Annotated in this window: 11 protein-coding genes; 6 read left to right on the top strand and 5 right to left on the bottom strand. The window is 71.1% G+C overall.

Translation table 11 applies throughout. From position 1 onward, the window contains the following. The first annotated feature begins 11 nt into the window (after window positions 1–11). Window positions 12–1544: a hypothetical protein gene (locus tag BM290_RS34080; RefSeq protein WP_093620052.1), complete on the top strand. Its 1533-nt coding sequence runs from the start codon at window positions 12–14 to the stop codon at window positions 1542–1544. Here the strand turns inward: BM290_RS34080 and BM290_RS34085 are convergent. Next, a complete protein-coding gene (locus tag BM290_RS34085) occupies window positions 1525–2391 on the bottom strand; it encodes an LLM class flavin-dependent oxidoreductase (protein ID WP_093620053.1) in 867 nt (288 codons plus the stop codon). The two genes, BM290_RS34080 and BM290_RS34085, sit on opposite strands and share 20 nt — an antisense overlap. After that, complete coding sequence (locus BM290_RS34090) at window positions 2391–4400, bottom strand: HelD family protein (RefSeq protein WP_093620054.1); 2010 nt, start codon at window positions 4398–4400, stop codon at window positions 2391–2393. Before BM290_RS34090 ends, BM290_RS34085 begins: the two co-directional genes overlap by 1 nt. A gap of 257 nt (window positions 4401–4657) precedes the next feature. On the opposite strand from BM290_RS34090, the gene BM290_RS34095 reads away from it, so the two are divergent. Together BM290_RS34095 and BM290_RS34100 are read left to right on the top strand one after the other, a co-directional pair. Beyond that, on the top strand, window positions 4658–5509 hold the full coding sequence (locus BM290_RS34095) for a menaquinone biosynthetic enzyme MqnA/MqnD family protein (RefSeq protein ID WP_093620055.1): 852 nt from the start codon (window positions 4658–4660) through the stop codon (window positions 5507–5509). Window positions 5510–5597: 88 nt separating this feature from the next. Next, window positions 5598–7103, top strand: a complete 1506-nt coding sequence (locus tag BM290_RS34100; RefSeq protein WP_143134027.1) for a COG1361 family protein — start codon at window positions 5598–5600, stop codon at window positions 7101–7103. 9 nt (window positions 7104–7112) lie between these two features. Here BM290_RS34100 and BM290_RS34105 read toward each other — a convergent pair whose 3' ends face one another. The 3 genes from BM290_RS34105 to BM290_RS34115 all read right to left on the bottom strand — a co-directional run bounded on the left by BM290_RS34105 (window position 7113) and on the right by BM290_RS34115 (window position 11956). Continuing rightward, a complete protein-coding gene (locus BM290_RS34105; protein ID WP_239143920.1) occupies window positions 7113–8069 on the bottom strand; it encodes an aldo/keto reductase in 957 nt (318 codons plus the stop codon). A gap of 103 nt (window positions 8070–8172) precedes the next feature. Next, the gene (locus BM290_RS34110) at window positions 8173–8988 is read right to left on the bottom strand and encodes an SWIM zinc finger family protein (RefSeq protein WP_093620057.1); all 816 of its coding nucleotides are present in this window, start codon (window positions 8986–8988) and stop codon (window positions 8173–8175) included. Between the two features lies 1 nt (window position 8989). Beyond that, a complete protein-coding gene (locus BM290_RS34115; RefSeq protein WP_093620058.1) occupies window positions 8990–11956 on the bottom strand; it encodes a DEAD/DEAH box helicase in 2967 nt (988 codons plus the stop codon). Between the two features lie 125 nt (window positions 11957–12081). Here BM290_RS34115 and mqnC point away from each other — a divergent pair, with 125 nt between their 5' ends. From mqnC to BM290_RS34130, 3 genes are all read left to right on the top strand, one after another. Further along, window positions 12082–13317, top strand: coding sequence for a cyclic dehypoxanthinyl futalosine synthase (gene mqnC, locus BM290_RS34120; protein WP_093620059.1), 1236 nt, complete (start codon window positions 12082–12084; stop codon window positions 13315–13317). A 247-nt stretch (window positions 13318–13564) separates the two neighbouring features. Next, window positions 13565–14305: a demethylmenaquinone methyltransferase gene (locus tag BM290_RS34125; RefSeq protein ID WP_093620060.1), complete on the top strand. Its 741-nt coding sequence runs from the start codon at window positions 13565–13567 to the stop codon at window positions 14303–14305. Window positions 14306–14354: 49 nt separating this feature from the next. Beyond that, on the top strand, window positions 14355–14615 hold the full coding sequence (locus BM290_RS34130; protein WP_093620232.1) for a hypothetical protein: 261 nt from the start codon (window positions 14355–14357) through the stop codon (window positions 14613–14615). Window positions 14616–14680: the final 65 nt, after the last annotated feature.

Consider the following 14680-nt stretch of genomic DNA (forward strand, 5'->3'; position numbering starts at 1 on the left):
GATCGGCCGCCATGAAGGCACGCGCCCTGCTGGCGGGCCTGGCGGGTAATCCGGCTCTGCCGTCCACACTGGTCGACCGGATGATCAGCCGGACCGATGACGACCTCGCCGGGGAGCTGGCGCAACGGTCCGATCTGGAGCCTCGCCAGGTGCGTGCCCTGGCTCGCCGGTCCGGGACGGCGATGCTTCAGCTGGCGTGGAACGGGCTCCTCGACCCGGTGGATGTCGACCCGGTCGCGCATCCGGAGGTGGCTCTCGCCCTGCTCGATCAAGGGCGTGGCCCGGACGAATGGGCGGAACTGCTCGCCGGCGACCCGGATCCGTGGCGCCGGGAGAAGCTGGCGGCCTGTCCCGGCCTGCCCGCGTCGTTCCGGGCCCGGCTCGCCGGGGATCCGGAGTCGCGAGTCGTCGCGGAGCTGGCGATCTTCACGACCGATCGGGAGCTGCTGACCCGGCTGGCCGAGCATCCGCATGCCGAGGTCCGGGCCGGGGTCGCCGCCAATCCGGCCGCCCCGCCGGAGGTGCTGGCCGGCCTGATCGCCGTTCACTGGCGCGGCACGGGCGGACCGCTCCCGGTCTCGTGTGCGGTGTGCCTGCTGGAGCCGGTCCCGTTCGTTCACGATCCGGAATGCCCGCGACTCGACTGTGATCTTCCACCCGGGGCGGCCTGCGACGGTACCCACGAATCAGTTATCCACAGCCTGCTTGTGCGGGCTGTGGATAACACGGCGACACCTGCTGACGCGGCGGCTGAGCTGGCCGGACATCCGTCGCTGCACGTGCGGTGGCAGCTCGCGGCCCGGCTCGACCTGCCCCCGGACGTGGCTGTGCGCTTGGCCGGCGATCCGAATCCGGGGGTGCGCGGTGCGGTGGCCGGAAACCCGGCGCTGCCCGAGCCGATGATCCGGAACCTCGCCACCGACGACAGCCCGACCGTGCGACGCCATCTCGCCTCGAATCCCGGCGTGCCTCTCGATCTGCTCGCCAGGGCAGCCCGAGTTCCCGCCGGCCCGCTTCCGCGGATCGCCGCGGCCTCTCCGGACGAGGTCCGGCAGCTGGCCGAGAGCCGGAGCCCGCAGCTCCGGGCGCTGGTGGCGGAACGCCGGGACCTGCCGCCGGAGATCCGGGACCGGCTGGCCCGTGACCCGGACGCCAAGGTCGTCAAGGCGGTGGCGCCGCACCCGGGACTCTCGGAGGATCTGCTGCGGGAGATGGTGACCCGGCACGGGGTACGGGTGATCGTCACGGTCGCCACCAACCCGGACGCGTCCTCGGCGCTGCTCGTCGACCTGGCCCGGCATGTGCCGCCGGTGCAGAAGGTGTTCCGGGAGATCGCGCGCCGCCCGGACGCCCCGGCCGAGGCCCTCGACCGGTGTCTCGCCGACCCGCAGGCCCGGCCGATCGCCGCCGCTCATCCGGCTCTGCCGGTGGACCGGATCGTCGCGCTGATCGACGACCCCGACGAGCGGGTGGCGACGGCCGCCGCCACCAACCCGTCGTTGCCGGTGTCCGCGATGGAGCGGATTATCGGCCGAGCGCCTTGAGCGCGGCCAGAGCCTGGCCCAGATGATCGTCGCCGAACGGCCGCAGGACCACCGTGTCCGCGCCGCCGCCGGTCAGGATCTGGACGCCGGCGGGCACGTCGGACGCCGGGCCGATCAGCCCGAACACCTCGTCGACCGGCACTCCGAGGAAGCCGGCCTGACCGGTCAGCGCCGTCGTCCGGACCGCTGCGGCTTTGTCCGGGTCGTCCTCGACGTGCAGGAACGCGAAGGTGATGATCTCGTGGTCGTCGCCGGCGCCGCCCCGGCGGATGTGCCCGATGGCCTCCTCGATCTGTGCCGGCTGCAGGCCCTCGACCAGGATCGTGCCGTCGGCGACGCGGCCGGACAGCTCCAGCGACTTCGGCCGGACCACACCGGTCACGATCGGCGGGACGACCGCCGGCGGGTGCACCAGTTTGATGTCCTCCAGGTGCACCTCACGGCCGTCCATGCTCACCGTCTCACCATCGAGGAGGCCGCGGATCGCCACGATGCTCTCCTCCAGCAGCGACAGCGGCGACTTCGGCGCGTTACCTATGCGGCGCATCCAGTCACCGACGCCGTGACCGATTCCGGCCACTACCCGGCCGGGGTGGACGCGGGCCAGCGTGGCGATCTCCATGGCGTACACCGCGGGGCTCCGGAACGGCGCCGGGGCGATGCCGATGCCGACCCGCAGCCGGGTGGTGGCGGCCAGGGCCAGCGCGGCGGCGCTGACGCCACCGTTCCAGCCGAGATCCTCCACCACCCACAGGTCGTCGGCGCCGGCCGCCTCGAGGGCGACCGCGAACTCCGGGAGCTCCTCGGGGGCGCGGTTACAGTCGAACATGACTCCGATTCGCGACATCACGGAAGAGTAAGCGCCTCCGGCAGCGGCTTCGAGTGCAATACCGAAAGCCGGGTCACCGCCCTGGTCAGGACCACGTAGAGGCGGTTCAGGCCCTTCGGCTCGGCGGCCACGATGTCGGCCGGCTCGTGCACGATGACGTGGTCGTACTCCAGGCCCTTGACGATCGTGGCCGGCACCACCAGGACGCGCGCCGGATTGTCGACGTCGTCCGGCGTGGCGTGCTCGATGCCCGCGGCGTCCAGGTGGGCCCGGAGCCGGTCCACCGCGGCGTCGGCAGCGATCACCGCGACCGAGCCCTCGTGGGTCAGGGCGGCGGTCACCTCGGCCATCGTCCGCGCGTCCAGGTCGGCGGCCGCCGGCACGCCGATGACGGCGAGATCGCCGTCGCGGCGCAACGACACGGCCTCCGGCACGTTCACCCCGAGCGCCGGCAGGAGGCGGTTGGCCAGGGTCACCACAGCTTCCGGTACGCGGAACCCGACCGTCAGCGGCACCACGGAGGCCTCCGGTTTGCCCAGGTGAGCGAGGATGTCCCGCCAGTCGGTGGTGGCCCACGGGGCGGTGCCCTGCGCGAGGTCCCCGAGCAGCGTGATCGACCCGTGCTCGCTGCGCCGCGCGATCGCCCGGGCCTGCATGGGGGACAGGTCCTGTGCCTCGTCCACCACCACGTGACCGAAACTGACCTCTCGTTCGAGGAGTCCGGCGGCCTCGTCGAGGAGCACCAGATCGGCCGCGCTGAACCGCGCCGACTTCACCGTCTTCGGCGGTTTCACCCAGCGGATCGTGTCCCGTTCCTCCTCGGTGAACACGTCCCCGGCCAGCTCCGGCTCGGTCAGCAGGGCCACCACCAGCGCCTCCGGGGTGACGGCCGGCCAGGTCGCCTCCAGGAACTCCGTCACCGGCCCGATCTTGCTCATCCGGCGCAGCCACGTCTCGCTCGGTGAGTTGCCGGTCCGGTACTCCGACTGGCGCTGGAGCAGGCCGACCACCCGGGCACGCACCCGTTCCCGGCCCACCGCGTACGGCAGACCCTCCCGCCGTGCCTCGTCGACGATCCGTCGCAGCGGCTCCACGTCGATCCGCCAGCGGTAGGAGCCGTCCGACACCATGATCGGGTCGGCGGGCTTGGTGATCCGGTTCCACAGGGCCCGGTGGAGTGCCGTCGCCATCCGTACGTCATGTTTGAGAGCAGTGGCGGCGGCCGAGTCGCCTGCCTTGACCGGCGCCCGGCCGACCAGCTCGTCCAGCGTGGACTGGAGCACCTCGACCTCGCCGAGCGTCGGCAGCACCGCCGATATGTAGTAGAGGAACGCCGTGTTCGGCCCGACGATCAGCACCTTCGACTTGCGCAGCCGCTCCCGGTGCAGATAGAGCAGGTAGGCGGCCCGGTGCAGGCCGACCGCCGTCTTGCCGGTGCCCGGCGCGCCCTGCACGCAGATCGAGTCGGCCAGGTCGGCGCGGACCAGCTCGTCCTGTTCCGGCTGGATGGTCGCGACGATGTCCCGCATCGGCCCGACACGTGGACGCTCGATCTCGGCGGTCAGGATGCGGCTGCTGGTCCCCAGCTCCTCGCCGCGGTCCAGATGCTCGTCCTCGAAGCTGGTCAGCTCACCCTTGACGAACCCGAACCGGCGGCGGGTCCGGATGTTCTGCGGGTCACGCACGCTGGCCCGGTAGAACGACCGCGACAGCGGCGCCCGCCAGTCGAGCACCATGGGCTCCCCGGCGTCGTCGGTGACGTGCCGCCGCCCGATGTGGAAATGCTCGGCCTCGATGTCGAGTTTGCCGAAGAAGAGCGGGGTGTCCGGGTCGTCGGCCAGCTCCTTGACCCGGCGGGCCATGTGCCGGCCGAGTTGCTCGGCGGTGTACGAGTCGCCGGCGACCTTGTCACCGGTGGAGAAGAGCGCCTGGGCCCGGTCGCGCATGCGGCGTAACGCGGCCCGGGACTCGGTGAGATGGGTCCGTTCGGCGGCGAGCTCGGCGTCGAGCTCATCAGTGGCAGTCACAGGTCGTCCTCGAAGGTTGAACGAGCTGCTCGCGTATCCGAGAGGGCGGGTCGGCCACCCCACGGCGCGGGGGACGTCCGGTCCGGTGCATGCTCACCACGGCCGTCAAGCGGCCCTAAACACTACGCGATCCCACCGCCGCGTCCACCGATTTACCAGCCCGTGCCGCGGCGCCGCGATCGGGGCGGGGTGCGATTTCAGCCACGGAGCGGGTCTCGGACCACCATGCGGGACGGGAGTGGGGATAACGTCGCAGCATGAGCGACAGCGTCCGTCGGCCCCGGGTCGGGCACATCCAGTTCCTCAACTGCCTGCCCATCTACTGGGGGCTGATGCGCTCGGGCGCCCTCCTCGACGTCGATCTGCACAAGGACACGCCGGAGCGGCTCAGCGCCGGCCTCGTCGCCGGAGATCTCGACATCGGGCCGATCACCCTCGTCGAGTATCTGCGGCATGCCGACGAGTTGCTGCTGCTGCCCGACCTGGCGGTCGGCAGTGACGGGCCGGTCCTCTCGGTCAATCTGATCTCCACCCGGCCCCCGGCCGAGCTGGACGGGCGGCCGGTGGCGCTGGGTTCCACGTCACGGACCGGCGTCATGCTCGCGCAGATGCTGCTGTCCGAGCGGTATGGCGCGGAGCCCGAGTATTTCCGCTGCCCACCCGACCTGGCCCAGATGCTCATGGAGGCGGACGCCGGTGTGCTGATCGGCGACCCCGCGCTCCGCGCGATGTATGAGGCGCCCGGCAACGGGCTGCTCGTCATCGACCTGGCGGAGGCGTGGAAGGAGTGGACCGGTCTGCCGATGGTCTTCGCGGTCTGGGCGGTGCGGAAGGACTTCGCCGCCGCGCATCCGGGCCTGGTCAAGGATGTGCACGAGGCTTTCCAGCGGTCCCGTGACCTGTGCCTGGGCGAGCTCGACGAGGTGGCGGAGGCGGCGGCCCGATGGGAGCCGTTCGACGCGGCGACGCTGGCCAACTACTTCCGGGCGCTCGACTTCTCGCTGGGGGAGCGGCAGATCGCCGGGGTGCGCGAGTTCGCCCGGCGTGCGGCGGCCCGTGGTGAGGTGCCGGCCCTGCCCGCCGAGGGTCCGGAGTTCGCCGACGTTTGATCTCGGCCGGCGGCGGCTTTAGGATCCGCGGACCCGCCGGCCGACGATCTCGGGCCGGCTCCCGAGCCCGAAGTCGGTGAGGATGCTGTTGCGCGCCCGTTTTGCCCTGGCCGGGGCCGTCTCCGTGCTGGCCGTCAGCGGTCTCGCCCTGCCCGCGCGGGCCGCCGAGGGCACGGGGGAGTTCGACTACGTCGGCATCCTCAGTCCGGAGACGGTGACCGTCATCAACGGTCAGTCGAAGACGGTGAAGTTCGACCTCTACAACCTCGGTGACAGCGCGGTGCGGGATGTGCGGCTCACCTTCGGCAGCTCGTCCGAGCCGATCAGTGCCGACCTGGGGTTCGCGGCGCCGGCCGGTTGTGTCGCGAACATCTGCGACATCGGTGATCTGAAGGCGGGGCAGCGGCGCAGCGTCAAGTTCACGGTCAAGCCGGTCGCGGGGGACTCGGCCGACCCGGCGGGAACCATCGCGCTGTCCACGTCGATCGGCGGTCAGACCAGTGACCGGTCGTCGATCATCGTGCTGCGTACCGACAAGGGTGGTGTCGACCTGGAGATCGACGACATCGCCGACATGACGCTGAGCCCGGGCGGCTCGGCGGACGTGCCGGTGGCGGTCCGCAACAGCGGCGACAAGGACGTCTCCGCGCTGGGCCTGGTGGTGGCGTCGCCGCTCGGGGTGAAGACCGCGCTGAACTACCGCAACTGCGAGCAGGACGCGGAGATCGGCGGTTTCGTCTGCGTCTTCAACGACACGCTGGCCGCCGGTGGTGTCTTCACACTGCCGGAGGACACCCCGCTGCGGGTGTCGGTGCCGAAGGGCACAGCCGGGCCGTACGACTACCCGGTCTTCGTGGCGGCGGTCGGCCTGACCGACAGGTTCGTGTTCGACTTCGCGAGACGGACCGCCGGCGCGGCCGGTGAGGAGCTGACGCTGGAGCCGGTGGCCCGCCGGTCGGCCAGGGAGCCGGACGCTGTCGAGGACCTCAACGAGGAGGACAACTTCGCCGAGTTCGCGGTGTCGGTGCCGAAGACGCTCGCGGACAGCGCCGCTGTCGGTGGCGTCTTCAAGGGAGCCGTCGGCGACCGGGCCACGGCCGAGGTGGGCGTGCACAACCTCGGCCCGTCCGCGACCGTCCCGCTGTCGGTGAACGCGGTGCAGTACGCGCACGTCAAGCTGCCCACCGGAGTCACCCTGACCACCGTCGACCGGCGCTGCCTGCCGGGCACCTCGATCGACGACGTCGGCGAGCCGGGCGGCGAGCTGTCCGCCGTCACGGATCTCGTCTGTGTCGTCCTGGAGAGCGTGCCGGACAACGGCCGGAATCTGTTCGCCCTCACCGCCGAGATCCGCGAAGCGACCGAGTACAAGGCCGGTTCCGTGCAGGTCGAGGGCAGTGTGCAGGACACGAAGGGCGGTAACGACCAGGCCGCCCTGACGGTTGAGACGACCGGCGGCGGCCAGGGCGGCGGCCTGCCGATCACCGGCGCCCCGGCCGGTCTGCTCGCGGCCGGGGGCGCCACCCTGCTGGCGGCGGGCCTGATCGCTTACCGCCTGGCCCGGCGCCGCAGGATCGTCGTCGTCGCGGAGTAAACAGTCAGGTCAGCCGTTGAGGAGCTTGTCGAGCGCGGCCACGTCGGCCGCGCTCAGGCGCCAGGAGCCGGCCGCCGCGTTCGCCTGGACCTGCTCGGCCGTGGTGGCGCCGGCAATCACACTGGTCACCCCCGGCTGGGCGGCGAGACCGGCGACGGCCACCTCCAGCAGGCTGCGGTCCCGTTCGGCGCCGAAGGCGGTCAGCGCCTCGATGGTGTCCCAGTCGGCGCGGGCGAGCCACGACGCGTACCGCTCGTTGGCCATCCGGGTGCCGGCCGGCGGCTGCTCGCCGCGCCGGTACTTGCCGGTGAGCAGGCCCGACTCGAGCGGGAAGAACGGCAGGAATCCCAGACCGAACCGCTCGCAGGCCGGGATCACCTCGGTCTCGACGCTCCGCTCCAGCAGGCTGTACTGGTTCTGCGCGCTGATGAACCGGGCCATGGTGCCGCTGCGGGCGACCCAGTCGGCGTCGGCGATCTGCCAGCCGGAGAAGTTGGAGTTGCCCAGGTAGCGCACCTTCCCCGAGCGGACCAGGTCGTCGAGCGCGGCCAGCGTCTCCTCGATCGGGGTGGCCGGGTCGGGGGCGTGCAGCTGATAGAGGTCGATGTGGTCGGTCTCCAACCGCCGCAGCGAGGCCTCGACCGCCCGGACGATGTAGCGCCGCGAGCCACGGGCCCCAAAGTCGCGCCCGTTGAGACCCTCCATGTCCATGCCGAACTTGGTGGCCAGCACCACCTCGTCGCGGCGGCCCTTGAGCGCGGCGCCGAGCAGCTGCTCGGACGAGCCGTGCGGGGTGCCGTAGATGTCGGCGGTGTCGAACAGGTTGATGCCGGCGTCGATGGCCGCGTCGACGACCTCGCGGGTGCCGTCCGCGTCGAGTTTGCGGCCGAAGTTGTTGCACCCGATCCCGACCACGGACACCACCAGACCCGAGTCGCCCAGGCGCCGGTAGGTCATCTCGCTCATGAACCACTCCTGTAGCTAGTTGTCGATGAACACGCCTGGTAGCGTGACGTAACGCTGCGTCCATCGTGGACTAACCCACGATCGGTCCACGATGGACTCAGCGCTACCCGTCCGCGTCAGGTTTCGCCAGGTCACGGTAATGCGGGCGAAGCACGTCGGTGAGGGGTACGTGTCGCACCTTCACCGGTGGCGCGTCGAGGGCGCGGAGCAGCAGCTCCGGTGGGGTCACGCCGCGCGCGGGCCGCTCCCGCAGCCGGCCCAGGCTGATCGCCGGCGACCAGAAATCGGCCAGCCGGGCGTCCAGCGGCTCCTCGTCGATCGCCAGCGGGTCGATCGTCTCCGACGGCTCGGGGGTGCCGCGCAGCGCGTCGAGCAGCTCGTCCCGGCCGCGGCCACGCCACGCCAGCACCAGGAACGGGTCGTCGTCGAACGCCTCGGCCAGCACGTAGAGCACCGCCGACCCGTGCTTGCAGGGCACCCCCCAGTCCGGGCAGTTGCAGTCGATGTCCAGCCGCTCCGGGAAGAGCGGCAGCCCCAGCTCGGTGAAGAGTTCGACGATCTCGTGCGGCATGTCACCGGCCAGCAGCGCGGCCCGGTAGAGGGCCCGGGACGCGAGGGCGTCGATCGCGTCCGACCAGCGGGCGTCGTCATAGGCGGGGACCCGGACGGTCACCTCGTACGGCTTCGGCCGCGACCCCTGGACGCGGGCCAGCACCCGCCCCGGGGAGAGCGCGAAGTCCATCACCTGGCCCTTGCGCGCGTAGTTGCGGCCGCGCGCGAGCCGGCCGGGGTCGCACATCTCCTCCAGGACGTCCACGAACCGGCGCGACCACCACTGCTCGCCGATCTTGCCGCGCTGGGACCGGACGGCGAGCCCGCCGTCCACCTCGATCGGCCGGCCGTGCTCGAAGAAGGCCATCTCAGCGCACCGCCGCCGGGTCCAGCGAGAACAGCTCCCGCAGCTGGTCGGTGCTCAGATCGGTGATCCACTCCTCGCCGGTCCCGACGACCGAGGAGGCCAGCGCCTTCTTCCGCTCGATCATCGCGTCGATCTTCTCCTCCAGCGTCCCGGTGCAGATGAACTTACGGACCTGCACGTTGCGCGACTGCCCGATCCGGAAGGCCCGGTCGGTGGCCTGGTCCTCGACCGCCGGGTTCCACCACCGGTCGAAGTGGACGACGTGGTTGGCGGCGGTCAGGTTGAGGCCGGTGCCGGCCGCCTTGAGCGACAGCAGGAACAGCATCGGCTCGCCGGACGTCTGGAAGCGCTCGACCAGCTCGTCCCGGCGGGCCTTGCTCAGGCCGCCGTGCAGCCAGAGCACCGGTCGTTCGGTGTGCGCGGCGAGGTAGGGCTGCAGCAGCGTGCCCCACTCGGCGTACTGCGTGAAGATCAGGGCCTTGTCGCCGTCCTCGATGATCTCGTCGGCCAGCTCCTCCAGGCGGGCCAGCTTGCCGGACCGCCCGGGCAGCCGGGAGCCGTCCTTGAGCAGGTGGGCCGGATGGTTGCAGACCTGCTTCAGCTTCATCATCGCGGCCAGCACGTTGCCGCGGCGCTGAATGCCCTCGCTGCTCTCGATCTCGGCCATCATGTCCTCGACCACGGCCTGGTAGAGGGTGGCCTGCTCGGGAGTGAGCGAGCACCACACCTTCATCTCGTTCTTCTCCGGCAGGTCCGAGATGATGCTCTTGTCGGTTTTGAGGCGGCGTAGCACGAACGGTCCGGTGGCCCGTTTCAGGGCGGCGGTGGCGTCCTCGTCCTGCCGGCTCTCGATCGGCTCCTGGAACCGGCGGCGGAACCGCTTCGCCGGCCCGAGCAGCCCGGGATTGCAGAAATCCATGATCGACCACAGCTCGGCGAGATGGTTCTCCACCGGGGTGCCGGTCAGCGCCACCCGGGTCCGCGCCGGGATGGCCCGGACCGCCTGCGACTGCCGGGTGCCACTGTTCTTGATCGCCTGAGCCTCGTCGCAGACCACCCGGCTCCAGGTCACCGTGCGTAGTGTCGCCAGATCACGCAGCGCAGTCCCATACGTGGTGATCACCAGGTCCGCCCCGGCGACCGCCTCGTCGAACTCCTCGCCCCGCATCCGGGTGCCGCCGTGGTGCACGTAGACGCGCAGCCCCGGCGCGAACCGGCCGGCCTCCTTGAACCAGTTGCTGACCAGCGACATCGGGCAGACCAGCAGGGTCTTCGCGCCCTCGTCGGTGAGCAGCAGCGACAACGTCTGGGCGGTCTTGCCCAGCCCCATGTCGTCAGCGAGGACCCCGCCCAGGCCGAGGCGACCCAAGAAGGTCAACCACGACAGACCCCTCTCCTGGTACGGCCGGAGCACTCCCTGGAATCCGGCCGGAGTGGCCATCGGGCTCAACCGCTCGGCAGCCTGCCCGGAGAGGAGATCACCGAGATCGCCGTCGGCGTCCACCTCGACCAGCGGCAGATCCTCGTCGCCGCCCTCGACCACCTGCCGCAGCAGCTCTCCCGCGGTCATCTCGCCCTCGCGCCGCTGCCCGACCGCCTTGAGCGCCGCCTTCAGCTGCCGGTCGTCGAGCTCCACCCACTGCCCGCGGACCCGGACCATCGGCACCTTGAGCCGGGCCAGCTCGGCCAGCTCCTCGGCGCTCACCACGCTGTCGCCGATCACCAGGTCCAGGCGGAAGTCGACGAGCTGCTCCAGGCCGAACCCGGAGTCCGCAGCGGCCTGCCCGGAACCGGACTTCGACTTCGTGCGGGTGGTCATCTTGAGGCCCACCGCCTTCCGCCCGGCCCACGCCGGCAGCTGCACCCCGAACCCGGCGGCCTGCAGCAGCGGGGCGGCCTGACGCAGAAACTCGTAGGCCTCGGCAGTACTGAGAGTCATCTCGGCCGGGCGCTGCTCGAGCAGCGCCACGTGCAGTAACGGGAACAGGCGGACCGCGCGGCCCAGCCCGGCGAGCAGGGTCTCGTCGGGGCGGCGGGGCAGGCCGGGGAAACGGGCGCCGGCCCACAGGTCCGCGGCCGGCAGATAGAGCGCCGGGTCCTCGGCCGACTGCAGCGCGAACTCCATCGCCCACACGTCGGTCTCCGGCGCCGGCTCGATCAGCCGGAAGCTGACCCGGATCGGCCCGTGCGCCTCGTTGGCGGCGCGCATCCAGTCGTCGAGAGCCCGGCGCAGGTCACGGACGTCGGCATCGGCGGCGCCCGGGAGCGCCGGGTCACCGGTCAGCGCGGCGAGCCAGCGGTCGGGGAGGGCGGCTTTCGGCCCGGGGCGCTGGCCGACCATCAACCGGTCCGGCAGGACGGCCCGGGCCGCGCTGTCGAGCATCCATTCGAGGGCGTCGCGCACCGTACGCCCCAGGGATTGACCTTCGCCGAAGGCGCGGACCACCGGCGGCATGCCGGCCGCGAAGTCCCGGAAGGAGGCGGTGTCGCCGCCGGTCAGCACCGGCCGCCAGCGAGCCGTGGGCATCCCGCCCTCGATCACCAGCTGCGGCAGCATCCGGCCGCGCCGGGCCAGGTCGCACGCATACCCGGCGAGCAGGCTCAGGTAGCGCAGCGACGACCCGGCGACCCACGGCGCGTCCGGATCGGGCTCGGCGAGCGACCCGAGGACGGCGAGCGCCTCCGGACCGGGCACGGTCAGCGCCGGAACCGTCCAGACCGCGAGCCGGACGCCCCGGGCCGTGGTCTCCAGGCCGGTCTCCGGCGACGGCAGCGGGCCACCGCCGGCCGACGGGAGCGTGAGCTGCGCCGCACCGGCGACCGCCCCGGGCACGTCCGGAAGCTCGGCGGTGGCGAACGGGTGTGGCCGGGATCGCGCGCGCGAGGTGGTGGCCGACGGCAGGCCCGGATCCTCGGCCCAGATGACCAGCCCGCGGCCGGGCACCCATCCACCGTGCACGACGAGCACTCGCACCCCCTGGACGACGGGAGCGAACCCCCCGCGACGACCCGTCGAGCCTATCCGCCGGCAGGGGCCGCCCCGGTGACCCTCGCCGCTGACGGTTGACGGCCGCTGGACGTACGCTTCAGATCGTGACCGCGAATCCGGAGATCGACAGCATCCTGCAGCGCGGCGCCGACGGCGGGCGGATCACGCCCGAGGAGGCGCTGCTGCTCTACACGGAGGCCCCGTTCCACGCGCTGGGCGAGGCGGCCGACGCGGTCCGGCGCCGGCGTCATCCGGAGGGCATCGTCACCTACCTGATCGACCGCAACATCAACTACACGAACGTCTGCGTGACGGCGTGCAAGTTCTGCGCGTTCTTCCGGGCCCCCAAGCACAAGGAGGGCTGGGCGCACCCGACCGAGGAGATCCTGCGGCGGGCGGGTGAGGCGGTCGACCTCGGCGCCACCCAGGTGATGCTCCAGGGTGGCCACCACCCCGACTTCGGGGTGGCGTATTACGAGCATCTCTTCTCCTCGGTCAAGCAGGCGTTCCCGCAGCTCGCGATCCACTCGATCGGCCCGAGCGAGATCCTGCACATGGCCAAGGTCGACGGTGTCTCCATCGAGGAGGCGGTGATCCGGATCAAGGCGGCCGGGCTCGACTCGATCGCCGGGGCCGGCGCCGAGATGCTCCCGGACCGCCCGCGCAAGGCGATCGCCCCGCTCAAGGAGAGCGGCGCCCGGTGGCTGGAGGTGATGGCCATCGCGCATCGGCACGGCCTCTCCTCGACCGCGACCATGATGATGGGTACGGGTGAGACCAACGCCGAGCGCATCGAGCACATCCGGATGATCCGTGACGTGCAGGACCTGGCCGTGGCGAACGGTTACCAGGACGTGGCGGTGGAGCAGTCGCACGAGGTCGGCGGCTTCCGGGCCTTCATCCCGTGGACCTACCAGCCGGAGAACAACCATCTCAAGGGCCGCACCCAGGCCACCACCATGGAGTATCTGCGGTTCATCGCGGTCTCCCGGCTCTTCTTCGACAACGTGTCCCACCTGCAGGCGTCCTGGCTGACCACCGGCAAGGACATCGGCCAGCTCTCGCTGCACATGGGCGTCGACGACCTGGGCTCGATCATGCTGGAGGAGAACGTGATCTCCTCGGCCGGCGCCAAGCACCGGTCGAACCTGCAGGAGCTGATCTCGATGATTCGTACGGCGGACCGGATCCCGGCCTGGCGTGACACCTGGTACAGGCATCTCGCCGTGCACCACACGCCGGCCGACGACCCGACCGACGACCGCGTGGTCTCGCACTTCTCCTCGATCGCGCTGCCCGGCGGGGGCCGTAAACAGCTCCCGATGGTCGACGTCGCCTGACCGAACCGGTCCGTTCGGGGGGTGGCAGTCAGCCGTTCGGCCAGGTTCGGGTCGTCGGACCGGTGAGGCTGGGTTGCTCCTTCGTAACGAGCCCGCCGGTTGGCTGTACCGGGTCCTTTCCGCTGGTTACGTTGCCTGTGTAAGGCACCGGAACACTTATACGTCGCCTGCCGCGGTCAGCGTGGGTGACGAGCATTCGGACCCGACCGATGGCGGTCGTATATATAACGCACAAGGCACGGGCGGGATGGGTGACCATCCCGCCCGTTCTGTTATCTGGCAGGCTTGCCTCGTGACGCGCGCAGATCTGGACAAGCAGCCGCACGAGGTCGCCGAGATGTTCGACGGCGTGGCGAATCGGTACGACCTCACCAACACGGTGATCTCCTTCGGGCAGGACCGGGGGTGGCGGCGTTCCACCCGGGCGGCCCTCGGGCTGCGGCCGGGGGAGCGGGTGCTGGATGTCGGCGCGGGCACCGGGGTGTCGACCGAGGAGCTGAGCCGGTCGGGCGCGTTCGCGGTCGGCGCGGACATCTCGGTGGGCATGCTGCGGGCCGGTCGCCGGGTGCGGGCCGAGGTGCCGCTGCTGGCCGGTGACGCGCTGCGGCTGCCCTTCGCGGATGCCACCTTCGACGCCGTGACGATCTCCTTCGCGCTGCGCAACGTGGTCGACACCGGTGCGGCGCTGCGGGAGTTCGCCCGGGTGACCCGGCCGGGCGGGCGTCTGGTGGTGTGCGAGTTCAGCCACCCGGTCAACGGCCCCTTCCGGACCGTCTACCTGCAATATCTGATGCGCTCGCTGCCGGCCGTGGCGCGTGCGGTGGCGAGCAACCCCGAGGCGTATGTCTATCTCGCCGAGTCCATCCGGGCCTGGCCCGACCAGCAGGGCCTGGCGACCCGGATCGCCGGGGCCGGCCCGTGGGATCGGGTCGGCTGGCGCAACCTGACCGGCGGGATCGTGGCCCTGCATCGGGCCACTCGGGTGTAAAACCGTCATTCGCTGAACAAAGCGGTGAATGCGCTGCTTTGCTCGGATCATGACTGATATCGGACAACTCGACGACACCGACATCGACCTCCCCATCGACGAGGGTGAGGCGGGTGAGCGCCGTGCCACCGAGCTGGCCACCCGGCTCCGGGCGGTCGCGGCGCAGGACCCCGATCTCGCCCAGGATCTTGTCGAAGGGCTGATCGTGGCCCTCGACCGGGCGATGGGGGGAACCATCCGCGAGCACCTTGACGGTCCGGCTCTCGGCGTGGCGGACCGGGTCCTTCAGGTGCCTGAGCAGGGACGTTAGTCCGGGCGAAACAATTAGGCGGACCTAAGCGCAAAGATCTTCGATTGTCGGCCTAGACTCCGATC

The sequence above is a fragment of the Actinoplanes philippinensis genome (assembly GCF_900113015.1).
GTDB classification, from domain to species: domain Bacteria; phylum Actinomycetota; class Actinomycetes; order Mycobacteriales; family Micromonosporaceae; genus Actinoplanes; species Actinoplanes philippinensis.